At 65.2% G+C, this 25,681-nt stretch carries 21 protein-coding genes; all 21 read right to left on the bottom strand.

What is annotated here, in order from left to right; genetic code table 11:
• Positions 1-40: 40 nt before the first annotated feature.
• A complete protein-coding gene (gene mtnA / locus GO707_RS07020) occupies positions 41-1,234 on the bottom strand; it encodes an S-methyl-5-thioribose-1-phosphate isomerase (RefSeq protein ID WP_114540032.1) in 1,194 nt (397 codons plus the stop codon).
• Between the two features lie 381 nt (positions 1,235-1,615).
• On the bottom strand, positions 1,616-4,333 hold the full coding sequence (gene ppdK, locus GO707_RS07015) for a pyruvate, phosphate dikinase (RefSeq protein ID WP_335878768.1): 2,718 nt from the start codon (positions 4,331-4,333) through the stop codon (positions 1,616-1,618).
• An 879-nt stretch (positions 4,334-5,212) separates the two neighbouring features.
• Positions 5,213-6,232, bottom strand: coding sequence for a hypothetical protein (locus GO707_RS07010; protein WP_114540030.1), 1,020 nt, complete (start codon positions 6,230-6,232; stop codon positions 5,213-5,215).
• 821 nt (positions 6,233-7,053) lie between these two features.
• On the bottom strand, positions 7,054-7,965 hold the full coding sequence (locus GO707_RS07005; RefSeq protein WP_114540029.1) for a pyruvate, water dikinase regulatory protein: 912 nt from the start codon (positions 7,963-7,965) through the stop codon (positions 7,054-7,056).
• Complete coding sequence (gene glyS, locus GO707_RS07000; RefSeq protein WP_114540028.1) at positions 7,965-10,052, bottom strand: glycine--tRNA ligase subunit beta; 2,088 nt, start codon at positions 10,050-10,052, stop codon at positions 7,965-7,967. The genes GO707_RS07005 and glyS overlap by 1 nt, the downstream gene beginning before the upstream one ends.
• Before the next feature lie 3 nt (positions 10,053-10,055).
• On the bottom strand, positions 10,056-11,204 hold the full coding sequence (locus GO707_RS06995; protein WP_232325685.1) for a glycine--tRNA ligase subunit alpha: 1,149 nt from the start codon (positions 11,202-11,204) through the stop codon (positions 10,056-10,058).
• Positions 11,205-11,222: 18 nt separating this feature from the next.
• Entirely contained in the window at positions 11,223-11,843 is a 621-nt protein-coding gene (gene lepB, locus GO707_RS06990; RefSeq protein WP_114540027.1) for a signal peptidase I, read from the bottom strand.
• A 46-nt stretch (positions 11,844-11,889) separates the two neighbouring features.
• Positions 11,890-12,828: a tRNA (guanosine(37)-N1)-methyltransferase TrmD gene (trmD, locus tag GO707_RS06985; protein WP_157012642.1), complete on the bottom strand. Its 939-nt coding sequence runs from the start codon at positions 12,826-12,828 to the stop codon at positions 11,890-11,892.
• Positions 12,829-12,887: 59 nt separating this feature from the next.
• Positions 12,888-13,412 (bottom strand): ribosome maturation factor RimM, encoded by a 525-nt coding sequence (locus tag GO707_RS06980; protein WP_114540025.1) that lies wholly within the window; start codon positions 13,410-13,412, stop codon positions 12,888-12,890.
• The gene (locus GO707_RS06975) at positions 13,413-13,667 is read right to left on the bottom strand and encodes a KH domain-containing protein (RefSeq protein ID WP_022740121.1); all 255 of its coding nucleotides are present in this window, start codon (positions 13,665-13,667) and stop codon (positions 13,413-13,415) included.
• 4 nt (positions 13,668-13,671) lie between these two features.
• On the bottom strand, positions 13,672-13,917 hold the full coding sequence (gene rpsP, locus GO707_RS06970) for a 30S ribosomal protein S16 (RefSeq protein WP_022740122.1): 246 nt from the start codon (positions 13,915-13,917) through the stop codon (positions 13,672-13,674).
• 123 nt (positions 13,918-14,040) lie between these two features.
• Positions 14,041-14,664, bottom strand: coding sequence for an ABC transporter ATP-binding protein (locus GO707_RS06965; RefSeq protein ID WP_114540024.1), 624 nt, complete (start codon positions 14,662-14,664; stop codon positions 14,041-14,043).
• Positions 14,658-15,650 carry an ATP-binding cassette domain-containing protein gene (locus GO707_RS06960; RefSeq protein WP_114540023.1) on the bottom strand — a complete coding sequence of 331 codons (993 nt, stop codon included), beginning with the start codon at positions 15,648-15,650 and terminating at the stop codon, positions 14,658-14,660. Before GO707_RS06960 ends, GO707_RS06965 begins: the two co-directional genes overlap by 7 nt.
• Before the next feature lie 9 nt (positions 15,651-15,659).
• Positions 15,660-16,535: an ABC transporter permease gene (locus GO707_RS06955; RefSeq protein WP_114540022.1), complete on the bottom strand. Its 876-nt coding sequence runs from the start codon at positions 16,533-16,535 to the stop codon at positions 15,660-15,662.
• A complete protein-coding gene (locus GO707_RS06950) occupies positions 16,528-17,526 on the bottom strand; it encodes an ABC transporter permease (RefSeq protein ID WP_114540021.1) in 999 nt (332 codons plus the stop codon). The genes GO707_RS06955 and GO707_RS06950 overlap by 8 nt, the downstream gene beginning before the upstream one ends.
• 185 nt (positions 17,527-17,711) lie before the next feature.
• Positions 17,712-19,382: an ABC transporter substrate-binding protein gene (locus GO707_RS06945; protein WP_114540020.1), complete on the bottom strand. Its 1,671-nt coding sequence runs from the start codon at positions 19,380-19,382 to the stop codon at positions 17,712-17,714.
• A 294-nt stretch (positions 19,383-19,676) separates the two neighbouring features.
• Complete coding sequence (gene ffh, locus GO707_RS06940) at positions 19,677-21,092, bottom strand: signal recognition particle protein (RefSeq protein WP_022740128.1); 1,416 nt, start codon at positions 21,090-21,092, stop codon at positions 19,677-19,679.
• A 13-nt stretch (positions 21,093-21,105) separates the two neighbouring features.
• Positions 21,106-22,596, bottom strand: coding sequence for a signal recognition particle-docking protein FtsY (gene ftsY / locus GO707_RS12345; RefSeq protein ID WP_231699608.1), 1,491 nt, complete (start codon positions 22,594-22,596; stop codon positions 21,106-21,108).
• Positions 22,597-22,981: 385 nt separating this feature from the next.
• Positions 22,982-24,361 (bottom strand): sodium-dependent transporter, encoded by a 1,380-nt coding sequence (locus GO707_RS06930; RefSeq protein WP_114540019.1) that lies wholly within the window; start codon positions 24,359-24,361, stop codon positions 22,982-22,984.
• 168 nt (positions 24,362-24,529) lie between these two features.
• Positions 24,530-24,823 carry a hypothetical protein gene (locus tag GO707_RS06925; RefSeq protein WP_181869717.1) on the bottom strand — a complete coding sequence of 98 codons (294 nt, stop codon included), beginning with the start codon at positions 24,821-24,823 and terminating at the stop codon, positions 24,530-24,532.
• Between the two features lie 237 nt (positions 24,824-25,060).
• Positions 25,061-25,669 carry a 4Fe-4S dicluster domain-containing protein gene (locus tag GO707_RS06920; RefSeq protein ID WP_114540018.1) on the bottom strand — a complete coding sequence of 203 codons (609 nt, stop codon included), beginning with the start codon at positions 25,667-25,669 and terminating at the stop codon, positions 25,061-25,063.
• Positions 25,670-25,681 lie beyond the last annotated feature (12 nt).

Below are 25,681 nucleotides of genomic sequence, written 5' to 3'. Positions count from 1 at the left end.
GACGTACTATTACATATAATGTTATGTTGTCTATAGGGTTCTAGAGTTCAAGGGGCTTCCAAATCCCATCTTCGGTAATGATGGCCGTGACGAGGGCGTAGGGCGTCACATCGAAAGCCGGGTTGCGCACCGTAACGCCGAAGAGGGGTTCGGCGAGCACCTCGGACGAATCGCGCTCCTCAATGGAGATGTCGTCGCCTGTCTTCGTTATGCAATCGATGGTGCTTCTTGGGGCAGCCACATAAAACGGAATTTGGAAATGACGAGCCATGATCGCCAGCCCCAAGGTGCCCACCTTGTTGGCCGTATCCCCGTTGGCGGCGATGCGGTCGGCCCCGACGATCACGGCATCCACCTTCCCCTCGGCCATAAGCGACGCCGCCATATCGTCGCACTGCAGCGTCACCGGCACCCCAGCGCGCGCCAACTCCCACGCCGTCAGGCGCGCCCCCTGGTTCACCGGGCGCGTCTCGTCGGCATAGACGCGGTTGATAAGCCCTTCTTGCGCAGCCGCATAAACAACGCCGAGCGCCGTGCCGTAGAAAGCCGTCGCCAAGCTGCCCGCGTTGCAGTGCGTGAGGATGTTGAGACCCTGCCGCCGAACAGGTGCGGCCACGCGCGAAGAGCCGTCGATGCCATGGGAGGCCTCCGGGGCGTCTCCCCTCCCGTCCCGTTTATCCGCAATCTCGCGCAGCAGCATGGCCCCATGGGCGCCGATACGGCGGTTCACCGCCTCGTCCTCGGCAATGAGGGCCCCTGCGAGCCCGTAGAGCGCCTCGGCCGCCTCTGCGGCCGTCTTGCCGGCGCTGCGGGCCTCCTGGGCCGCCTCCACGGCCCTGCGCACGCCCCAGGACAAGTTGACCGCCGTCGGCCGCGCCCCGGTGATCACGCGGGCAGCCTCTTCCAAGCGACGGTCGAAATCGGCACGAGCGCCCTCCCTCCCGAAACCGCCACCTGCCTCCGGATCGCCTTGCCTCACGAGGTTGGCGGCGCTCTCGTCCGCCGCGCACTCGAAGGCGGCCAGCATCACCGCCGCCGCCCCCGCCACGCCGATAGCCGGCGCGCCGCGAACGGCCAGCGTCTTCACGGCATCCACGACCTCGCGCCAGTCCGCGGTGCGCACAAGAGCCAGATCATCTGGCAGAAGCCGCTGGTCCACGAACCCCACCACGGGCCCTCCCTCGCTCTTCTCAACCCAGATCGTCCGCGGCAGGTTCCCCAAATCAAGATTCATGTCATATCTTTCATATTAGCACTTTCGTGCATGATACTATTGTGCTATATTAATCGTGGCAGGTGGTGTGGTCGCCTCTTCTTCGGAAGGAGCTACCATGGTTTCTTTGCAAGAGCTATTCGCGTTCTGCTTAATAGTAATTGAGCTCATACGCTTGACGGTAGACCTTTTGAGTCGAAGAAAAGAGTAGAAGAGCCGTCCCACCAGCAGCGGAACGGCCCCTCTTCACGTAATGTGACAATGAGAGGCGGCCGTCCTACCCAAGGTGTCCACCTGCCATTTCAGTTGCGATTATAGCGCCCTCGTTCGCGCTGTCAAGCAAAAGAGGACCGCCCCGTCGTGCGGAGCGGCCCTCGGGACTCAAGCTTGTTCAGCAGACGCCTAGCGCTGCTTGATGGCTACCTGGGCAGCGGCCAGACGGGCCACCGGCACGCGATAGGGCGAGCAGCTCACGTAGTCCAGACCGATGCGGTTGAACGTGTGGATGCTCTCCGGGTCGCCGCCGTGCTCGCCGCAGACGCCGCAGACGAGATCGGGGTTGCCCTCATGCCCCAGCGCCACACCCATTTCCACGAGCTTCGCCACACCGGCGTCAATCGTGGCGAAGGGGTTGTACGGCAGCAGGTGCTCGTTGAGGTACTGCGGGACGAACTCGCCCTCCACGTCGTCGCGGCTGAAGCCGAAGGTGGTCTGGGTGAGGTCGTTGGTGCCGAAGGAGAAGAAGTCGGCCTCGGTGGCGATCTCGTTGGCGGTGACGGCCGCGCGCGGCAGCTCGATCATCGTGCCAACGGGGATATCCAGCTCGACGCCCTCCGCAGCGGACACGTCAGCGATGACGGCCTCGGCCACGCCGCGCAGCTTCGCGAGCTCGGGCAGCACGGACACGAGCGGGATCATGATCTCGGGCTTCGGCGAGAAGCCTTCCTTCTGTAGACGAGCGCAGGCCGTGGCGATGGCGCGCACCTGCATCTCGGGGAGGATGGGGTACACGATGCCCAGACGGCAGCCGCGCATGCCGAGCATCGGGTTCTGCTCCGCGAAGCCGTCGATCTTCTCGAGCAGGTCGCGCTTCTCGGCGATGGCGTCGGGGGCGGCGCCGGTCGCCTCCATCTTGGCGATCTCAACAGCCAGCTCGCGCGGGCTCTCCAAAAACTCGTGCAGCGGCGGGTCGAGCAGGCGCACGATCACCGGCAGGCCGTCCATGGCCTTGAACATGCCGTAGAAGTCGCCCACCTGGGCCTCGAACAGATCGGCGACGGCCTTCTCGCGGATGAGCTCGTCGTCGTTCAGAATGAAGGTCTGGATGATCTGCTTGCGATCGCCCAGGAACATGTGCTCGGTGCGGCAAAGGCCGATGCCCTCGGCGCCGAAGTCGCGGGAGAGCTGGGCGTCCTCGGGGTTGTCGGCGTTGGCGCGCACGCCCAGGGTGCGAACCTCGTCGGCCCACTCCAGGATGGTGTCCAAATCGCCGGTGAGCTCGGGCATGACCAGTTCCACCGCGCCGAGGACCACGATGCCCGTGGTGCCGTCGATGGAGATCATGTCGCCCTCGCGGATGACCAGGTCGGTGCCGGCGATGGCGGCCTCCTTCTTGGCGGCGTCGATCTTCAGCGCCTCCACGCCGCACACGCACGGCGCGCCCATGCCGCGGGCGATGACGGCCGCGTGGCTCGTCTTGCCGCCATGGGAGGTGAGAATGCCCTCGGCGGCGATCATGCCGGCCAGGTCGTCGGGGTTGGTCTCCCAGCGCACCAGCACGCACTTGCGGCCGGCCTCGGCGGCGGCCACGGCGTCGGCGGCGGAGAAGACGGCTTCGCCCACCGCGGCGCCCGGACTCGCGTTCAGGCCGCGGGCCACCACGTCGTAGGTGGCGTTCTTGTCGAACTGCGGGTGCAGCAGCTGGTCGAGCTGGTCGGGGGCCACGCGCATGATGGCCTCCTCCTTGGTGATGAGGCCTTCCTTCTCCATCTCGATGGCGATGCGCAGAGCGGCCGCGGCGGTGCGCTTGCCGGCGCGGGTCTGCAGCATCCACAGCTTGCCCTGCTCGATGGTGAACTCGATGTCGCACATATCGCGGAAGTGATTCTCCAGCACGTCGAAGATCTCCTCGAGCTGGGCGCCGGCCTCTTCCAAACCTTCGACGGTCTTCAGATCGGCGATGGGGCTCGTGTTGCGGATGCCGGCCACGACGTCCTCGCCCTGGGCGTTCACCAGGTAGTCGCCGTAGAACTCGCGCTCGCCGTTGGCGGGGTTGCGGGTGAAGGCCACGCCCGTGGCAGAGGTGTCGCCCTTGTTGCCGAACACCATGGACTGCACGTTGACGGCGGTGCCCAGATCGTCGGCGATCTTCTCCTTCTGGCGGTAGAGAACCGCGCGCGGATTGTTCCAAGAGCCGAAGACGGCCTCGATGGCCAGCTGCAGCTGCACCATGGGATCCTGCGGGAAGGCCACTTCCCCGTCCACCACGAGCGACGGATAGGCCTCGCCGTCGACGTTCTCGGCGAAGATGGCCTTGAACTCGTCGACGAGCTCCTGCAGGTCCTCGGCAGTCAGATCGGTGTCGGAGGCGACGCCGCGGTCGTTTTTCATGGCGACGATGGCGTTCTCGAACAGATCGCCGTCGAGGCCCATCACGACGTTGGAGAACATCTGGATGAAGCGGCGGTAGGAGTCCCAAGCGAAGCGCGGGTTGTCGGTCTGCTTGATGAGGCCGTTGATGGACTCGTCGTTAAGGCCGAGGTTCAGCACGGTGTCCATCATGCCGGGCATGGAGAAGGGGGCGCCGGAGCGAACGGACACGAGCAGCGGGTCCTCGGCGTCGCCGAGGCGCTTGCCCATGCGCTCCTCCAGGTCGGCGCGGTACTCGGCGATGGTGTCGAGCGCGCCTTCCGGCCACACGTTGCCGGCGTTGGCGTACTCCATGCAGGTTTGGCACGTGATGGTGAATCCGGGAGGCACCGGCAGCCCGATGTTGGCCATCTCGGCGAGGTTCGCGCCCTTGCCGCCGAGCACCCACTTCATCTCGGTGTTGCCCTCGGTCACATTGTTCCCGTTGGCGTCCTTGCCGAAGGCGTAGACGCGCTTCACTGCTTCTGTCACCTTACTTCTCCTTAAAGCTTAAGCGACGCCCCTTGTGCGCGCCGCGATTGCCTTACCGCGAACCCCGCCCGCGACGCCGGCCGATGCGCCCCGCTTCGCCTTCGCGGCGACGCGAGCGCCCCTGCCGACAGCGCGCGATTGCCGCAGCTGCCTTTCCCGCCATGCCAGCCGAGCCGGACAAGGCGCCCCGCTTCGTTCCGAGCTTAGCCGCAGGCACATCGCGGGCATCCCCGAGCATCGTGGATATCCCGAACATCGCGGACATCCCCGAATCGCGGACATCCCTGTTGCCTGAACACCGAAACGAAACAAGTTGGCTTCAATTATAAGGGATAATCTCGCCTATTTCGCGATTCCCCTCCCCCATCAGGCCGCAGTACCCCAAAATCTCACAAGCGGTCGTTTGCAACCCCAACTCTCCCCGCTCATCTGCCGATGGTGCATCATTCGCCCGAGACAATGGCGCTCAAGAAACGCAGCAGGAAAAACACTCTGGACAACGAGCACAGCGGCACACGACAGTCTGAACAGTCTAGGAAATAGACACAGTGGCATACAGCCGCATTTCGATGCAAGCCCTCCACGGCCAGAAAATCGGCGTTAACTGCATCACGGGCCAAAAAAGTGGCGCTGACTGCATTTTGGCAAGCCATCTTCGTGGGTTTTGGCCAAAAAGCATTCCTCAGCTGCAAAAGCGACGCGCAAATCGCATCTCCGTCCTCTACCACAAGCCCGTGACCTGGCCTTTTGATAACCCTTCTTTTCCCAGCTGAAGACAGTGGTCAATTTTCCCGTCTTAACTGCCAGTTCGCAATGCTTTTTTGTCCAGAAAGTACCCGAGCAACGCTAGCGATCAGAGCCCGTGGCTGGGCACCCCCGCTAAAACACCTCTACGTGCAGCGCGCTTGACCGACAGCAAGACCGCTGCGCCGCAACCCACCCCTCGTCGAGATAATCGTCCATGGACCATCTCAGCTGATAGAGTCGTTTTTGCCTTAATGCGAAGTTCTTGCAGCGCAAGCGTAATCGCGTGCCTCGTCTTGCGTGCGCCTCCTGGGCGACGTGGCGCATAGCCGAAGCGCTGGCCAACTGCGAAGTTGTAACGGTGATTACCTTCAGGCCGTCACTTTCCAGCGCCATGCGCTTTGTCGCGTCAAGCGTCGCCTGGCGCGCCGTAAGATGCTCGGCATTCGAATCGAATTCAATGTCGAGCTTGCAGTCCGGCAAATACAGGTCTGGAACCAAGCTCTCCCGTCCAGCAAGCGCTTTTGCCCGCTTCGACGGCTTAATGCGCCTGTTCATCACCGACCCGCTCAATCCGAAACCGCCCAACCGTGCTGGGAGTCCGAGCACAAGTCGCATGAACACTTCAGGCGGCGATGCTGCCTCGGCACAGACAAACCGCAGAGCCTCCCGTGCACGTGCAAGGCCATCGTGACCTGGGCATCGCTCGAGATAGGCGCCGATGCGTCGAGGGCTTGTCAACGGGGTTCGTCCCATAAGCCCCGACGGCACCGAGGGATCGAGGCCGAAAGTCCCGCACAGAAAGCATCCCGCTTGAATCAGCGGGAGAAGATCGAGGCTCTGGGCCAGCTGAAGAAAGCATAATTCGGGACACGAAACAATAACGCCATGATCGATGCGCAAAAAGGATCCCGATCGATAGGGATACGACGAGCCATGCAGATGCACATCATCGAGGGTGCAGCGCTCCCACTTAGGAACCAAGCAATGCACGGGGCGCGTAAGGTAAGGCATTCGCTCACGCACATAGTCCAGGGTAGCCTGCGTAGGGTAGCAGGATTTATCAAGGACGCTGGGGGGCGCCACCGCAGAAGGCGCATCGCCCGCAACGAGATAGTAGGCGAATGCCGACTCGCCGTAGAGAGCAACGCGCATGAACCTCCCCTTCCCATCGTTTGAACAACCGCCTCTCGCTTCGTTTCGCCTCCGCAGCGCGCAGCTTGAGCGATCCGACGCAACGGGCGAGAGGAAAGTGTTCCGCGTACTCTATGCCAGAAGCAGGCAATTGACTAGGGGTGCATTTTGCCGTCATCCCCGGCGCCAGTCGGGACTCCATCGGGAATGAAACGAGACATTGCGTTGAAGTTTTCAAAGCACGAGGTCACATGAGGGGAGTTATCAACAACCACGCAAGCCGATCGTCGTGCCGTTCCCAAAACGCAAAATACTTCAGGAACAAATTTCTCGTTGCTCTTCTTCGGCGAGCACCCACTGCACAAGATCCGCACATTCACGGCATTCCACGCAATTGCTCTGAAAGATATCTGGATCCGCAGCGGGGTGCGCTCGACGAAGCTTGCGGCGGGGCGCGAGCAGCAAGGCGCGCAGGGCTCGACGAGACACAAGAGGAGCGTGCTCGGCAACACATGCAGCAGAGCGCGACCGACAAATCAGGATCCTCTGGCGCGCCTCATGAATTCTTTTGGCCAAAAATGCCACGCTAGCTGGCAGCTATCGCCCTTATTTTGCCCACTACCTTGTTTTTTCGAAAAGAGCTCTATAGCAGATTGGAGTTTTCCCTGTTCAGGAGCGCGCGATTAGTACTCCGATTGAGCCCAGCGTGAAGCTGATGCAGCCAGCGGCTCCTTTTTGGCCAGAACCTGCCCTCAAAGCCTCCGCAAAGGCAGTTTCCGCCACTTTTTTGACCAGCATTGGGAACAAAGTCGAGCAGCCGGCCGGGGGCGGAACCGCTGCAGCTAGTCGATGATGTCGGTATTGGAGGGGTGGCTGCGCTCGTAGTAGCGGAGGATTTCCTGGGCGGTCTCCTCGACGGCGCGGCCCTCGGTGTGCACGACGATGCAGCCGAGCCGGCGCATGAGGGCGCGGCTGGCTTCCAGGTCGCGGTAGATGTACTCCGGATCGGCGTAGTTCTTCGCGAGCATGGCGAACTGGCCGCCGCCGGCCTTCCCCGCCGCCTTCTTGATGCGCTTGCGCCGGATGTCCAGCAGCACCTCCGGCGTGATCATGAGGCCGAACAGGCGCGTGCGATCGACATCGTAGATTTGCGAGGGCGGCTCGGTGGTAGGATCCAGCGGCACATTGGCAACCCTCAGCCCCTGCTGGGCTAGGTAGATGGAAAGCGGCGTCTTGGAAGAGCGCGAGACCCCCAGAAGCACAATGTCGGCCTTCGTGAGGTCCTCGGGATTCTGGCCGTCGTCGTGGGCGATGGTGAACTCCAGGGCGCCGATGCGCTTGAAGTAGTTGTGGTCCACCACGCGCAGCATGCCGGGCTTGCCCACCGGCTCCATGCCGCTCATCTCGGAGACGGCGGCGACGGCAGCCGTGAGCACGTCCACCGCAACAATGTTGGGATGCTCGGCCAGAAAGCCCTGCAAAGGCTCGCGGATATCAGCGTTGACCAGCGTGTACATCACGAGCATGCGGTCGTCGCCGAGCACCTCCTCGTGGTGCCGCGCATGTTCCAGCAGGTATCCGCGCACCTCCTCGAAGCTCTTCACCTTCGAGAAGATCTCGAGGTGCGGGCTCGTGACGCCGAACTGGGCCGCGGCAGCGCGCGCCACCACCTGGGCCGTCTCGCCGATGGAATCGGAGATGATGTGGATGGTGGGCACGCGAGCCGCGCGTTCAGCCGGCGTCTTGTTATGCATTATTTCTTCGCCATCTGGGAGAAGTCGGCCACGTGGGCGAAGACGTTGGCGAAGCGGTTCAAGAGCTTCAGGCGGTTCGCGCGAACCTCCGGATCCTCGTCCATGACCATGGTGGTGTCGAAGAACTCGTCCACCGGCGCGCGCAGGGCCGCCAGGGCCACAAGCGCGTCGGCGTAGCGGTCGTCGGCGAGAGCGGCGGCCACGTCGCCCTCGGCGGTGGCCACAGCCTCGGCGAGCGCCGTTTCCACCGCGGTGAGCTCGGTCTTCTTGTAGCCAGTGCCCAGGCCGATCTCGCGCAGGTTGTTCGCACGGGCAAAGGCGGTGGCCAAGTCGTCGAAGACCTGCGGGTTCTCGGTGCGGGCGGCCTCCAGAGCGCGGGCGCGGCGGGCGAGCACGATCGGCTCCTCAATGCCACAGGCGAGCACGGCGTCGATGGTGTCGGCCTTCACGCCGGCATCGCGCAGGGCCACCTTCTCGCGGGTGATGAAGAAGTCGATGATCTCGCGGCGCACCTCGGCGTTGTCGAACTGAAGCCCGGCCTCGCGGTAGATGATGAGCGAGCCGTCGATGGTCTCCACCAGGCTGATCGGCAGGCCCGTCTCCTCCAGGATGGCCAGCACGCCCAAGGCGGCGCGGCGCAGCGCGAAGGGGTCGGAGGAGCCGGTGGGCGCCTGGCCCACGGCGAACAGGCCGCAGATGGTGTCGATCTTATCGGAGAGCGCCACCACCTGGCCGATGATGTCGGTGGGAATGGCGTCGCCAGAGAAGCGCGGGCGATAGTGTTCGGCGATGGCGCGGGCCACGCGAGGCGGCTCGCCGGCGGCGGTGGCGTAGTAGCTGCCCATGATGCCCTGGACGCTCGTGAACTCGATGACGGCGCTCGTCACCAGGTCGGCCTTGGCCAGGTAAGCGGATCGCGCGATGTCGCGCATCTCGGCGGCCTCGATGCCGGCGGCCGACGTGATGCGGGCCGACAGCTTCACCACGCGAGCGGTCTTGTCGCGCATGGTGCCCAGCGCCTCTTGGAAGACCACTTCATCGAGGCGATCGACGTAGGCATCCAGCGGCATCTTCAGATCCTCGTCGTAGAAGAACTTCGCGTCGTAGAGGCGGGCGGCCACCACGCGCTCGTTGCCGTCGACGATGGTGTCCTCATGGGCCGGGTCGCCGTTGGAGACGATGATGAACTTGTTGGTGAGCTTGCCGTCGGCGTCGTACAGCGGGAAGTAGCGCTGGTGCATGAGCATGGCGTCGACGATGATCTCCTCGGGAACCTTCAGGAACTCCTCGTCGAAGGTGCCCACCATGGGGGTGGGGTACTCGGAGAGGTTGATGACCTCGGTGAGCGTCTTGGCCGGCAGATCGGCGGTGAAGCCGGTGGCCGCCTCGATGGCCGCCACGCCCTTGCGGATGACCGCCTCGCGGGCCTCTTGGGTGGGTACGACGTAGGCGCCCTCCACCACGGACACGAGGTCGTCGGCCGAGGCCACGGTGTGCGGGCCGGGGGCCAGGAAGCGATGGCCGCGCGTCTCGCGATCGGCAACGAGTCCCGCGTACTCCACGGGAATCACCGTGTTACCCAGAAGCGCCACCAGCCAGCGCACCGGGCGCGAGAACATCTCGGTCGTGGTGCCCCAGCGGCAGGACTTCGGCCAGGAGATGCCGTCGATGACGCCGCGCAGCACCTCGGGCAGCAGGGCCGCCACATCCTGGGAGGGAACCTGGCGCACGGCGTAGACGTACTCGGTGCCGTTCTCGTCGCGGCGCTCGAGCGCGTCCACGTCGAGCCCCTTGCCGCGGGCGAAGCCGATGGCGGCCTTGGTGGGGTTGCCCGCCTCGTCGAAGGCGATCTTGGCGGCGGGCCCGCGGAAGACCTCTTCCAAAGCCTCGGTTCGGGCGGCCACGTCGGTCACGATGGCGATGAGGCGGCGCGGGCTCGTGTAGATGGCCACCTCTCCATGGGGGATGCGCACGGCATCCAGAGCCGCGGGCACGAGCTCGGCCAGCTGCTCGGTGGCGCGCTTCAAATCGAAGGCGGGGATCTCCTCGGTGCCGATCTCGAAGGCGAGGGTTGCGGTATCGGACATCTTCTAGGCCTCCTTCTCGGACGGATCGGACGACTCGGACGGGGCGGAGACGGCGTCCTCGGCGATGGTCACGAACTCGAAGGCGCGCTCGGAGCGATCGCCCGCAGCGGCCGCGGCGCCGGGGCACCCGCCGCCGGAGGCGGGCTCGGGGCACGCCGGCACGACGTCGGCGGCTTCCTCGACAGCCGGCTTCGCCAGCGGGTCGGGCACGTCGGCGAGCAGGGCGTCCAAATCGGAGGTGTCCACGTCCATTCCCACGACGTTCTTCATGTAGGACGCGCAGCAAGCTTTGGCGAGCGTGCGCACGCGCAGGATGTAGGCCATGCGCTCGGTGGCGGAGATGACGCCGCGGGCGTCGAGCAGGTTGAAGGCGTGGCAGCACTTCAGCACCGAGTCGTAGGCCGGCAGCGGGAGCGACGCCTTCAGGGTGCGCAGGCACTCCACCTCGCGATCGGCGAACTCCTGGAAGAGGAACTCGGTGTCGGCCACCTCGAAGTTGAACGCGGAGTACTCGCGCTCGTTCTCCAGGTACACGTCGCCGTAGGTGAACACCACGCCGTCGTCGCCGCGGGCCCACACGATGTCGTACATGTTGTCGACGCCCTGGACGAACATGGTGAGGCGCTCCAGGCCGTAGGCGATCTCCACGGGCACCGGGTCGCACTCGAAGCCGCCCACCTGCTGGAAGTAGGTGAACTGGGTCACTTCCATGCCGTCGATCCAGATCTCCCAGCCCAGGCCCCAGGCGCCCAGCGTCGGGCTCTCCCAGTCGTCTTCCACGAAGCGCACGTCATGGGCCGAGATATCGATGCCGATGGCCTCGAGGCTTCCCAGGTACAGATCCTGGATGTTGTCCGGCGAGGGCTTGATGAGCACCTGGAACTGGTAGTAGAACTGCCCGCGGTTGGGGTTCTCGCCGTAGCGGCCGTCGGTGGGACGGCGGCAGCCCTGCACGTAGCAGGTGCGCCAGGTGTCGGGCCCCAGCGAGCGCAGCGTGGTGGCCGGGGCGTTCGTGCCGGCACCCACCTCGTTGTCGTAGGGCTGCAGCACCACGCAACCGGTGCTCGCCCAGTAGCGCTGCAGGTTCATGATGACGTCTTGGAAGGTGGGGGGCGTCGCCTTCCCGACCTTCTCGGCAGTGTCTGGTGCCATGGGTCTCCTTTGCTCGAATTACAGCGGGCCGACGTCGGTCAGCGGCCAGTAGATGAATATCGCCTTGCCCGTGACGCTCGACTCCTTGATGGCGCCGAAGTAACGGGAATCCTGGGAATTGGTGCGGTTGTCCCCCATGACCCACAGGCCGCCTTCGGGCACCGTGTAGGGGTAGTCGATGGTAAGCCCGTAGTAGGGCGTCAGCGGGTAGGACGGCTCGCCGCGGGTGTAGGGCTCGTCCTGCAGCACGCCATCTACATAGACGCGGCCGTCGCGCAGATCGACGGTCTGGCCGCCCACGGCGATGACGCGCTTGATGAGGATGCGGCCGCCCTGCTCCGGATCGGGGTCTTGGAAGGTGACGATGTCGCCGGGCGCCGGGTCGCTGCCGTAGTAGGTGATCTTCTCGGAGAAGACCATGTCGCCGGGCATGATGGTCTCCTCCATGGAGCCGGAGGGGATTTCGTAGGCTTGGAAGACGAAGGTGCGCAGCCCCCAGGAGAGCAGCACCACGAGAACCACGAGCACGAGCACGGAGAGCACCGTGCGCAGAAAGCCGTGGGCCACACCTTTGGAAATCTCTTTGTGAAGAGGCGGCTGGTAGCCATAGGGGTCGATCCCATAGCCGTTGTCGTACATCTTCGGGATGCCCCTTCCACGTCTGCGCTCACAATTGTCGGAAACGCTATGATACCCCTTCGACCGCGCCCGTTGACGCTGGTTCCAACAACTTCAAAAATTTCTGGTCAGCGGGGGTAAGGCGGCCCGCGGCCTCGGCGGCGGCAATGAGGTCGGGGCGGGCGGCGGCCGTGCGGGCGAGGGACTGCTCGCGGCGCCAACGCGCGATGGCGGCGTGGTTGCCGCTCGTGAGCACCTCGGGCACCGCCATGCCGCGAAAGTCGGCGGGGCGTGTGTACTGGGGATATTCCAGAAGGCCGCTGGTGAAGGACTCGTCCACGGGGCCTTCGGCCGCCCCCAGCACGCCGGGCAGCTTGCGCACCGCGGCATCGATGACCACCATGGAGGCCAGCTCGCCGGAGGTGAGCACGTAGTCCCCCAGCGAGATGACGTGGTCGGCCAGGGTGTAAACGCGCTCGTCGATGCCCTCGTAGTGGCCGCAAATGAACAGCAGGTGGTCGGCGGCGGCGAGCTTATCGGCGTAGGCGTCGTCGAAGGGGCGGCCTTGGGGGGCGAGAAAGACGATTTGGGGGCGGTGTTGTTGCGACTCCCCCTGGGGCGGGGCTGCGGGGTGCCCTGATTCGCTCAGACAGTCCTCGCTCTGCGAAACAGCCCACTGGGCTGTTTCGTTCGCTGCGGAACTCGCTCGGTCAGGGCACCCCGTATCCCCGCCGGGCTCCCCCTTGGCCGCGGCAAGTTTTGCCTCCACGACGTCTTTCCCCAGGATGGCTTCTACCGCTTCGAAGATGGGGTCGCACTTCATGACGAGGCCGGCGCCGCCGCCGTAGGGGTCGTCGTCGGTGGTGCGGTGGCGGTCGTGGGTCCAATCGCGCAGGTCGTGGGCGCGAAATTCCAAGATGCCCTTCTCCTGGGCGCGCTTCATCATGGACTCGCCCATAACCGAGTCGTACATATGCGGGAACGTGGAGAGGGTTTCGATGAGCATGGGATCCCCTGTCGATGGGTGGCGCGGACGGGCGGAAAGAAGACGACGCGCGGGGCGTCCTACAGATCGAGCAGACCGGCGGGCAGGGACACGTCGATGCGGCGGCCGTCCTCGTCCACTTCGACGATGAACTCGTTCACCAGCGGGATGAGCGCCTCTCCCCCCTCGGCGCGGCGCACCGTGAGCAAAGGCTGGGTCGCGCGCTCGGCGACTTCCACGACCTCGCCCACGTATCCCGCGCGCTCGTCGTGCACCGACCAGCCCTCCCAGGCGGGCAGCGCCTCGGCCTCTACCAACACCGAGGCGTCGATGTCCTCCTCGCGAGCCAGAAGCTCGCAGCCGGCAAGAAGCTCGGCACTGCTCAGATCGGACACCTCGTCGAAGAAAACGAGCGCCTCGTTCTCGGCCCGTTCCGTCACCTCACTCACGGTGAGCGTGCGGGGCGCGTCCAGCTGAGGCGGCACGACGGCCAGCGTGAGACCGGGGTGCAGCACAAAGGGAAGGCCCGACGCACCTCGTGCGACGAGCCCTCCGTTCAAATTCTTCGGTTTCGCCAGATAGGCGATGGACATCCAGCCGCGCATTTAGTCGATGAGCTCCACATCGACCAGCTTGCCCGACTTCGACGCGGCGGCGCGGGCCAGGGTGCGGATGGACTTGATGACCCGGCCCTGACGGCCGATGACCTTGCCGGCATCGTCGGCGGCCACGCGGATCTCCACCATGATGTTGCCGTCCTCGGTCTCGGCGGCCGTGATGTCCAGGGCATCGGGCTCGTCGATGAGCGGACGGACGATGGCGTCGGTAAGGCCGGCGAGGTCTTCCGTGAGATCGGCCATGGTGCTAGGCGTTCTCGCGGGCGATCGTCAGCAGCTTCGCGACGCGATCGGTGGGCTGGGCGCCGTCGGCGATCCAGCGGTCGACCTTCTCCATGTCGAACTGGATCAGGTGCGGATGGGTGCAGGGGTTGTAGCGGCCCACTTCCTCGATGAAGCGGCCGTCGCGCGGAGAGCGGGAATCGGCGACGACGATGCGGTAGTACGGGCGCTTCTTGGCGCCGTGGCGAGCGAGGCGAATCTTGACTGCCATGAAATGGAACTCCTTCTTGTACTTTCATTCTCTATACGCAAGCACTGCTCGCACAGTGCGGCGAAAACAGCAATTGCTTATATTACGGCTTGAGCGCAGGAAAGGCAAGCGCCCATCCACGAACTATCCACGGACGGCACCCGGAACGGCTGGCAACTCCACCACGCGGGTGGCGAGGCGGGAGGCCAGGGCCGGGGAATGGGAGACGAAGATGAGGCCCATGGCGCGCGCCTCGGCCTCGGCGACGAGCGCCCGCCAGATCTGCGCCTGGGTCACGGCGTCCAGCATGGTGGAGACCTCGTCGGCGATGAGATAGCTCGGGTGCGCGCCGAGGGCCCGGGCGATGCAGAAGCGCTGCAGCTCGCCGCCGGACAGCTCGTGGGGATAGCGCGAGAGCCATGCGTCGCGGATGCCCAAAAGCTCCCGCAGACGGCCCAGCTCCTCCTCGCTTGCGCCGCATTCGGCGAGACTCGCCGCCATGCGCATGCGCGGATCCAACGTCAGCTCCGGATGCTGCCCGATGAGCTGCACCGGGCACGGGCCACGCCTCGGCAGCGGGGAGCCATCGGCGAGCACCTCGCCCGTCCGGGGCGCCAGATAGCCCGCCAGCACGCGGCAGAGCGTCGTCTTACCGGTGCCGGAGGGCGCGGCCAGCTGCACGCGCTCGCCGGGGGCAACGGCGAGGGAGACGTCATCGAGAACGGGACGACCGTCGAAGGCGACGGAGAGGTGCCGGCCTTCTAGCATAGCGGACCTCCTTCGGTGGGCACGACAAATCCATGCTCGGGCAGGGCGTGCCAGAGCTGACGGGTGAAGGGGTGGCCCAGGGTATCGGGCGAGGCGAAGGCGGCGACCGAGGTCTCCTCCACCACCGTGCCGTCGCGGAAGACGGCGACGCGATCGGCCACGGTGAGCGCCAGCTCGATGTCGTGGGTGATGAGCATGACGCCGCCGCCAGCGTCGGCAAAGGCGCGGAAATCCGCGAGCGCCGCCTGGGCCAGCGACAGATCGAGGCCGGGCGTGGGCTCGTCGGCGATGATGAGCTTTGGCGCGTCCATGAGCGCGCAACACAGAAGCACGCGTCGGGCCATGCCGCCGGAGAGCTCGTGGGGGTACAGGCGCGCGACCTCCTCGGCAAGGCCGTAGCGGGCGAACAACTCGGCGCGCCGGGCGCGGCGGCGGGCGGCATCGGCGCGACGGGCCGCACCGCGTCCCCGCGGCATGCCTTCCACTTGGCGCCCCACCCGCATGAGCGGATCGAGGCTTGCCACCGATTGGGGCACAAGGGCAATGCCGCGCCCGCGCTCGGCGGCCAGGGCCGCCGCGTCCATGGGACGGCCGTCGAACCAGATGCGCCCGCGCACGAGCGCGTTGGACTCGAACAGGCCCAGCACCGCGTCGGCCAGAAGCGTCTTGCCCGAGCCCGAGGCGCCCACCACGGCGACGATCTCCCCCTCGTGCACGGAAAGGCTCAGGGAGCGGATGACCTCCACTTCCCGCTGGGGCACGTCCAAATAGCGCCCCAGCCGTCCCCGATCTGCGCGCGAATCCCCTTGCGCCCTCGTCGCCGCCGCTTCTTCATCGTACATGAGAAACGACACGGAGAGGTCCTCCACCGTCAGCAGGTGATGGCCGTGCCCGTGGCGCGACGTGGCCGCGTGGGAGTGGTGATGATGCACCGGCTGAGCACCGTGATCGACGGCCTCGTGGGCGACGGCAGGCTTCTCTTCCATACTCCCCTCCTATTCCTGGGCGTAGGCCGGATCGACGAGCTTGCGCAGGCTCGTTCCCACCACATCGAACAACATGACGCAGACGACAAGCGCCAGCCCCGGGAACACCGCGAGCCACCACAGCCCCGCCGACAGGTAGCCCATGGCCTCGGAGAGGATGATGCCGATGGCCGGCATCTCCGGCGGCAGCCCGAAGCCGAGGAAGGTGATGGCCGCCTCGTGAAGGATGGCGTGGGGAAACAGCAGCACGAGCCCCACGACGAACTGCGGCAGCACATAGGGCACCATGTGCCGTGCGGAGATGGCGAGCCGGCCCGCACCGAGACGGGCGGCGGCCGCGACGAAATCGGAGGATGCGCACTGGAGTATTTCCGCGCGCAGGATGCGGGCGAGGCTCGGCCAGTGCGTGAGGGCCACGCCGATGGTGACGCCCCAGAACCCCTTGCCCAAAGCGTAGGAGATGAGGATGAGCAGCACGATATGGGGAATGCCCATCATGAGGTCGATGAGCCAGCTGACCGCATGGTCGGCCCAGCGGGGGCCCAGCGCCGCCGCGGCCGCCAGCGCGAGCGCGATGAGCGAGGAGGCCACAGCCGCCATGAGGCCCACGAGCACGCTGGTGGAAAGGCCGGCCAACGTGCGCAGGAGCATGTCGCGGCCCATCCAGTCGGTGCCGAACGGGTGCGAAAGCGAAGGGGGCAGGCTCTTGGCGGCGAAATCGGTCGCCTGGGCGGCCGGCCCCGCCATGAGACCGGCCACCACAACGGCAGCCAGCAGCAGCGCCCCGCCCAGGGCGAGAGCGAAGGCGCGGCGGCGATTGGGCAACCGAAGGCGCCGCGGCGCCGAGAGCACGGGGGGTTGGTTGGCAAAAACCGCATCAGTCATCAGCGACCTCCTTCTGCCGACGCACCGGGCGCATACGGGGATCCACCAGGCCGTAGATGAGGTTCGCGGCCAAGTTCCCCGCGAACACGAGCGCCGCCGACACAAGTGCGATGCCGGCGAGCAGGGCCACGTCTCCCCCGAGGCCGGCCGTGACGGCGGCCTGGCCGAGGCCGGGATAGCTGAACACCTCTTCCACGAGCACCGAGCCGCCGAAGATCTCGGCGATCTGGGAGAACTGGAGCGTGATGGCCGGGAGCGCCAGATTGCGCAGGCCGTGGCGGATGAGCGCCTCGCGCCGCGTGAGGCCGCGGGCCCGGGCGAAGCGGACGTAGTCGCTGTTCAGCACATCGATGGCCTTGGCCCGGGTGTGCAGCGCCACGTTGGCCACCCCCACCACCGATAGCGTGATGGCCGGCAGCGCCATGTGATGCAGCGCATCGGCGAAGGTGACATCGGCGGCCGCCACTCCCACGGGCACCGAGAAGCCGAGGGGGAACCACCCGAGCCACACGGAGAACACTATGAGCAAAAGCAGCCCCACCCAAAACGTCGGCGAGGCGGCCAGAACGAAGCAGTAGCCGCGCACGAAGCGATCGAGCAGCCGCCCCTCGCGCAGGGCCGCCGCCACGCCCAGGACGAAACCGAGCACGCCGGAGGCGACCCACGCCACCCCCATGAGGGCGAGCGAGTTGGCCGCCCGCGAGGCGATGACCTCGGCCACCGGCGCGTTGTAGCGCAGCGACATCCCCAAATCGCCGTGCAGAAGGTCGCCGGCCCAAGCGAGAAAACGCTCGAGCATGGGCGTGTCGGCACCCCAGTAGGCCGCCAGCGCCGCCCGCTTCTCCTCGCTCATGGACATGAGCGCCGCCTGCCCCACGTTGGCCTGCAGAGGATCCACCGGCGAGAGACTGACCAGCGCGAACGTCACCACCGCCACCGCCACCATCAACAGCAGGAACCGACCAAGCTGCGACACGACGTACCTAGCCATGGCACAACCCCATTACTCTCGCAGCAGCGAGCTTTGGGCGGTGCTCACAAAGCGAGTTCCGCAGATGGTATCGAAGGCGCAGCGAGTACGGGAAAAGGCAATCATGTCGCCTTAGATACCAGCGAGGACTGTCTGAGCGACTGAGCACTGCCCAAAGCTCGCGTCCGACGATGTTCAACATAGTTTTAGCTCCAAGACCACTGGTCGATATTGTTCACCAAAGACCACCCGTGCCCGTGGGGATGCGGCTTCTGCTCGGCCACCTTCAAGCCCTCGCGCTCGAAGTACAAGTGATCCACGTTGGCGAGCCACACCCAGGTGGCCGCCCCCTCCGGCGCCACGCCGGTTTCCGTGGCCGCGTCCCACTGGGCGGCCTGGTAGAAGGGATAGGACTCCTCTACGGTACGAGCCGCCTGGGCCGCTTCCAAGTTCGCGTCCACCGTGTCGTTCATGTACTGGGCGTAGTTGCCCCAACCGGTGGAGTAGGTGAGCTCGAACAGCTCCACCGGCGAGTTGGAACCCCAGCCCCACAGCACCGGATCGGCGTACTGCCGCAGGTAGATGTCGTCCCAGCTGGCCCCCTTCGGCTCGACGGCGATGCCGAGGGCCGCCGCCTGGTCGGCGAAGTCGTAGGCCAGAGCCTGGCGCGTGGAATCGCCGGCGGCGTAGTACAGGTCGAAAGCGCAGGGCAGCCCGTCCCGGGCGCGCATCCCGTCGTCGCCTCGCGCCCAGCCGGCCGTATCCAGCAGGCGCTCGGCCGCCGCGACGTCGGTTTCCACGCGCATGGCCTCGCTCGACCAGGGCATGCCGTCGCCTACCGAGTAGGCCGCTCGGCCGAAGCCGGCCAGCACGTGCTCGATCATCTGGCTGCGGTCGATGCCGTAGTTGAGCGCCCGCCGCACGGCAAGGTCGCTCGTGACGTCGTTTCCGCCGGCGTAGACCATGTCGCCTTCCACGGTGACATCGGTGCCGGCGGGATTGCAGGGCAGCGAGATGCCGCGGGAATCCACCGAGGCGCAGTTGAGCAGGGCGTAGCCCGCGGGAACCGCCCCGGCCAGCGCCGCCGAGGTGTAAGCCACGTCCGCCGTGCCCGACTGGGCGGCGGCCAACGACGCGTCCTCTTCCATGAACAGCACCACAACGCGGTCCATGAGCGGCGCATCACCGTAATAGTCGGGGTTGGCGCGCAGGATCACCTGCTGGCCGCGATCCCATTGCTCCAGCATATAGCGGCCGCTGCCGATGGGATGCTCACCGTAATCGGGCCCGTAGGCATGGGCCGGCACGATGCCCATCACGGCGAGCGTGTACAGCAGCGCATTGTTCGGGCGCTTCATGGCGATCTCGCAGGTTGTGGCGTCAACGGCCCGCGCCTCGTCCACCATGGACAGATCCGCTTCGGCCGCTTCGCCGTTCACGATTCCGTTGATGGTGAAGGCCACGTCCTCGGCCGTGAGCGGCACGCCGTCGGTGAACATCACGTCCTCGCGGATATGGAACGTCCAGGTAAGGCCGTCCTCGGAGCAGCCGTAATCGGTGGCGAGATCGTTCACGAAGGCGAGGTTGTTGTCCGTGGCGATGAGCGTCGATTGGATGAGCGGCTCGTGCACGTGCTCGCCGGCCCCCCACCCCACGAGCGGATCGAAACCGGCGGCCGGTTCCGAGGAGGGCGTCATGGTGATTACCACCTGGCTTACGCCGTCGGGACCGACACCGGCACCCGCCGCGCCGGCAGCCGCAGGTTCGTTCGCGCCTGAGTCTGCCGCTCCCCGCGCGCACCCCGCCAAAAGCGCGCCGCTCCCCGCCGCTCCGGCAAGTCCCGCTGCACGCACGAAGTTCCTTCTCGTCAGGGCCATGGCTTCTCCTCCTGTTAGTGTTACGTCTCTTCAATGCGTAACAATACCATAGGCGAGCCACCAGTGTTACGGAATTTCGATTCGTAAGACGAATGGCCGATGCGAAAGGTAAATAGCCGGCACCCCGCCAATGCGGGACGCTGTCGCGGGGCGGGGTTCCGCGCGCAGTTCAATGGAGTGCGCGCATCACCTTCCAAACCGCGGCGATACGGTGCACTCCATTGCTGTTTGAGCACGGAGCCCCGCCCCGCGACAGCGTCCAGAGGGGCGTCTCGGCCGTCAACAGCGGAGAAACTACTGTCCCATCATATCTTGGATCTTCTTGAGGTCGCTCATGGACATGCCGCCCATGCCCGGAATACCCAGGCCGCGGCGGCGCTTGCCCTTCTTCCCCTTCTTGCCCTTGCGCGAGGCCTGCTGCTCCATGCCGGCGGTGGCCTGCTTCACCATCTTCTTCGTCTCGTTGAACTTCTTCATCATCTGGTTCACGTCGGTGACGGTAACCCCGGCGCCCTTGGCGATACGGGCGCGGCGGCTGCCGTTCAGAAGCTCCGGTTTGGCGCGCTCGGCCTTGGTCATGGAGTTGATGATGACCTCCATGGCGTCGAGTGCCCCTTCATCAACCTGACCGGAGCCGAGCGCCTTGTCGCCGCCGGGCAGCGCGCTGATGAGCTTGGAGACGCCGCCCATCTTGCGCACCTGCTTGTTCATCATGAGGAAGTCATCCAAGGTGAGCTGGCCGCGCATCATGCGCTCGGCCTCCAGTTCCTCCTCTTCGGCCTGCTGCACGCGCACGGCGTTCTCGATGAGCGAGACGACGTCGCCCATGCCAAGGATGCGCTTGGCCATGCGGTCGGGGTGGAAGACCTCCAGGGAATCGGGCTTCTCGCCCGAGGAGATGAACTTGATGGGTTTGCCGGTAACCTCGCGGATGGAAAGGGCGCCGCCGCCGCGGGCGTCGCCGTCCATCTTCGACATGATGACGCCGTCGAAGTCGACCGACTCGGCGAAGGCCTCCACGACGTTCACGACGTCCTGGCCGGTCATGGCATCCACCACCATGAGGATCTGGTCGGGGTGCGTGGCGTCCTTGATGGCCTGGGCCTCCTCCATCATGTCGGCGTCCACGTGCAGACGGCCCGCCGTGTCGATGATGACCACGTCGCGCAGGTTGTCGATGGCGTCCTGGATGCCCTCGCGCGCGATGGCCACCGGATCGCGCCCGTCGCCGCGGTAGACCCGCACACCGATCTCGTCGCCCAAGGTCTGCAGCTGGTCGGCCGCCGCGGGACGGTACACGTCGCCGGCGATGAGCAGCGGCGAGTGATTCTCCTGCTTCAGCCGGTAGGCGAGCTTGGCCGCCGCCGTGGTCTTGCCGGAGCCCTGCAAGCCCACAAGCATGATAACATTGGGGATGCGGCTTGAGAGCACGAGCCGGGAATCGGTGCGGCCGAGCAGCTCGGTCAGCTCGTCGAGCACGATCTTCACGACGTTCTGGGCCGGGGTGAGCGAGTCCAGCACGTCGGCGGAAAGGCAACGCTCCTTGGTGCGGGCGACGAAGTTCTTCACCACTTTGAAGTTGACGTCGGCCTCCAAGAGCGCCAGGCGGATCTCGCGCATGGCGGCGTTGATGTCGTCCTCGGTCAGGCGGCCCTTGCTGCGCAGGCCGGAGAAGATGCCCTGAAGGCGTTCGGAGAGGTTCTCGAGCATGGGGGTTCCTTATCTATTCAAACAGGCGCTTCCAGAAGCTTTTCTTTTCGGGCTCGGGGGCCGGCTCGGGCTCGGGCTCAGGCTCGCCCTCGGCGTTTTCATCAGCGGCAGCCATGGCGAGCTCAGCCAGCTCGTCGTCGGTGAAGGGGACATCATCGAAGACGCCTTCCTCGGCCGCCTCCGCAACGGCCTCGGCGTTGCGGTCGAGCTCCGTCAGCTCGGCGGCCTCAAGACCGGCAGAGGTATCCTCCTCGGTTTCCAGGACGAGGGTGTCGTGGGTGCGCCGGCCCAAAGCGGCTTCCAGCAGATCGGCATTGTCGGGCTCGGCTGCCGCCTCCTCCGCGGCATCGGCGAAGGCCTCTTCCGCATCGCCCTGCGCGTCCACCACGGGCGCTTCGCCATCCTCAATCTCCGCGAGGGCCTCCACGGTCGCGTCCTCGACCGTCTCCCCGGCAGACCCCTCGACCGCCTTCTCGGCCTCGGCCGCGCACGCCGGCGCGCCCTCCAGCACGTCCCGACGGCGCTCGCCGGCCGTGACGGCCGCCTCCTTGGCGTTCTCGCCGCGCAGGCCGTCCTCGTCCGCATCGAAGCGCTCGTCGAAAGTGCCGACGAGCGCCGAGGCGAACTCGCGGGCGTCGAAGTCGCGCAAGTCGTCGATGCCCTCGCCCACGCCGATCTTCACGATGGGCAGCCCCAGCTCGTGGCTCACGGCCAGCGCGATGCCGCCTTTGGCCGTGCCATCGAGCTTCGTGACGATAAGGGCGTCCAAATCCAGCGCGCGGTTGAACTCGCGGGCCTGCTGCAGGCCGTTCTGACCCGTGGTGGCGTCGATGACGAGCACCGTGTACACCGGCAGCTTCGAGCGCTTGCGCACCACGTTCACTACTTTCTCCAACTCGCGCATGAGGTCGGCGGAGGTGTGCAGGCGCCCGGCCGTGTCGATGAGCACGAGCTCGGCACCGGTCGCTTCGGCGCGCTCCAGCGTGTCGTAGCACACGCTCGCCGGATCGGCTCCGCGCTCTCGGGTAACCATCTCCACCCCGGCGCGGCGCGCCCACACCTCAAGCTGCTCGATGGCGGCGGCGCGGAAGGTGTCGGCCGAGCCCAGGATGACCGCGCGACCCGCATCGGTTTCCGCCTTGGCGAGCTTGCCCACGGTGGTGGTCTTGCCCGTGCCGTTGATGCCCACGAACAGCACCACGGCCTCATCGCCACCGAAGATGTCGGCCCCGGGCTCGGTGAAGGCACCGGCGATCTCGTCGTTCAAGAGGTCGAGCACCGCATAGGCGTCGGGCAGCGCCTTACGGGTGGCTTGGTCGCGCAGGTTCTCCACGATGTCGCTGGCCGCCGCCCCGCCCACATCCGACAGGATGAGGGTTTCTTCCAAGCCCTCCCAGAACTCCTCGTCCAAATCGGGTCCACGGTCCAAAAGGACGTTCATCGACTCCTTGAACTTGTCGCGCGAGCGGGAAAGCCCCTCGCTGATGCGATCGAAAAAGCCCATCGGGCACTCCTTCAAAATCATGGGCGACGGCGCCCGTCAGCAACGGCCGTCGGGCCGTTTCGTTAAAATGTTCCTTATAGTTTACGACATCGAGTGCCCCACACTGCCGCCCTGACAATTTCTTTCATTATTTTGGTCACAAAATCGACTTCTGGGTTTGAGGTTCAAGGTCAAACGGCTGGATCAGCATCTTCCAAGGCCTTCCAGATGACGTTTTGCGTAAAAAGCTGCCTCCATGATCGCAAAGAGCGCCTCATAAAAAACCAAAACTCGATTTTGTGACCATTTTTTCAAAAAAGTTTGTCGTCGGCGCACGAATACCCGAAAACCAGCAATCCCTAAACGCACAAATACCCGAGTTTGCCTCAGGCACCAGTCGCTTTGCTCACATCCAGGAGCTGACGATGGGCACCCAGCCCATGATGAGGATGATGACCACGAGCACCGGCACGCCGAAGCGCATCCACAGGCGCAGCCACCGAGGGAACTTGAGCCCTTCGCCCTCATTGGCCTCGGCAAGGAAGTTCTTCCAGCCCCAGCCGCGCCGGGACACGCAGAACAGCACGTAGACCAGCGAGCCCAAGGGCATGATGTTGCTGGACACAAGGAAGTCCTCCACCGTCTGGATGTCGCCCACTCCCGGCATGACCACATCCGAAAGCACGTTGAACCCGAGCGCACAGGGCAGCGACAGCAGCGGGATGGCAATGAGGTTCACCGTGACGGCCCGCTTGCGCGACCATCCCCATTGGTCCATCGAGAACCTCAGAATGCCCTCGAACACGGCGATGACCGTGGAAAGCGCCGCGAATGACATGAACACGAAGAACAGCGTGCCCCACACCTGTCCTCCCCACATCTGTTCGAACACGCTCGGCAGCGTGATGAACACAAGCCCGGGGCCCGAGTCCGGCGCCACGCCGAAGGCGAAGCAGGCTGGGAAGATGATGAGCCCCGTGGCCAGGGCAACGCCGGTGTCGAGCACGCCGATCGTGGCCGCCTCGCCCATGAGCGAGCGGTGCTTGTCGATGTAGCTGCCGAAAATGGTCATGGAGCCCATGCCGATGGACAGGGTGAAGAAGGCCTGACCCATGGCCGCGTAGGCCGCCTCGAAGAACATATCCGGGCTACCGAAGATCTTCGAGAAGTCCGGCAGCAGGTAGAAGGCCACGCCGTCGGCCGCCCCCGGAAGGGTGAGCGCGCGCACCACGAGCACCCCCAAAATGGCGAGCAGGGCGAGCATCATGGCCTTGGTGATGCGCTCCACGCCCTTTTGCACCCCCAGCGAGCAGATGAGGATGGAGACGACGCACACCACTACCATCCAGAAGACGCATTCCACCGGCGAGGCCAGCATCGCGTCGAAGACGGCCGAGGTGGCCTGCGAGTCGGCCCCCACGAACTGCCCGGAGGCGAACTTCGGCACGTAGGCAAGCATCCACCCGGCCACCGTGGTGTAGAACATCATGAGCAGATAGCACCCGGCGATGCCCACCCACTTGTACTTGTGCCAGTGAGTGCCCGCCGGCTCCAGCACGTTGAAGGCGCGGGCGATGGAGCGCTGGGAACCGCGGCCCACAGCGAACTCCATGACCATGATGGGCAGGCCCAAGACCACCAGAAAGACCAGGTACATGACGAGGAAGGCCGCGCCTCCGTACTCGCCGGTGATGTAGGGGAAGCGCCAGACGTTGCCGAGGCCTATGGCGCAGCCAGCGGAGATGAGGATGAACCCCAGACGGCTGCCGAATCGCTCACGTTCCAATAACGTCTCCTTTAAACGAGCCGCGCCCCGACGAGCACGACCGCTGATTTTTCACGAGAGATCATGCTAACAGAACAGAGAAGCCCGCTGCTCGGGGATTTCCAAGCAGCGGGCTTTCCCTTTTCCATCCAAGCGCCCCGAACACTGTGGCCCGGAGCGTCCGGCGCGTTACTTGTCCTCGGCGGCCTTCTTGGCGTCGTCAGCCTTGTCCTTGGCGGCATCGGCGGCATCGGCAGCCTTCTCCTTGGCGGTATCGGCCGCATCCTTGGCCTTTTCGGCGGCGTCGGCGGCGGCGTCCTTCAGATCGCCGGCCTTCTCGGCGGCAGCATCCTTCAAGTCGGCGGCCTTCTCGGCAGCGGCGTCCTTCAGGTCGCCCGCCTTATCGGCCAAATCGTGGGCGCCATCCTGGAACGCCTCCTTGATGTCCTCGCCGGCTTCCTTCATCTTATCGATGAAACTCATGGTGAATCTCCCTTCATCGGGTCTTGCGCGTGCATCCACCATACCGTGCCGCAGCCGTCGCCGCCTCGCGATGATCCCATCCGACGATGACCCCTTGACGACCTGTTAAGCTGCGGTCATCTGCGCCAGACGCCCTATTCTCCCCCCCCTTATTTGCAGATCGCTGAAAAAAAAGATGGCGTCCGCAAAGAACGGACGCCATCTGGGAGAGGTCAGTTAAGACGTGCTCCCTCTTGCTTATGCATTCACCTTCTTCGGCAGATACCACACCGACGGGTTCGTGCCCTCCTCGGACAATAGCTGGAAGCCCTCGGCTGCCTCGGCCTGGGAGCGAAGATCGTCAAGTTCTCCGAATACGCGAGCGCCAGCGGGGCAAGCGGCCACACAGGCCTGGACGCGCCCGTCGCCCGCATCGATGCGATCGGCGCAGAACGTGCACTTGTCAACGGTGCCCTTGGGCATCGTGGGATACATAATCTCCTCGTACTCGTTGAGCGTCTCGCCAAAATACCCGTTCTCATCCTCGCGGTAATAACGAGCTCCGTAAGGACAAGCGCTCATGCACGACTTGCAACCGATGCACTCGTCCTTGTTGATCGCGACAATGCCATCCTCGCGCTTGAACGAGGCCCCGGTTGGGCACACCTCAACACACGGAGCGTTCTCGCAATGCATGCACAGCATGGGATAGGCCGTCATGCGAACGTCGGGATACTCGCCGACGTACTCGATCTCCACATGGGCGCGCGTTACCTTAGGCGGCGTTCCATGGGCCTCTTTGCACGCAACGGCGCAGGCATGGCAGCCAATGCACTTCTTAAGATCGATGAGCATTCCATACGTCATAGCTTATCCCTC

The organism is Adlercreutzia rubneri, from assembly GCF_009755265.1.
Taxonomy (GTDB): domain Bacteria; phylum Actinomycetota; class Coriobacteriia; order Coriobacteriales; family Eggerthellaceae; genus Adlercreutzia; species Adlercreutzia rubneri.
Note: the sequence above shows the minus strand (reverse complement) of the source record. Positions and strands in the feature narration are given on the sequence as shown.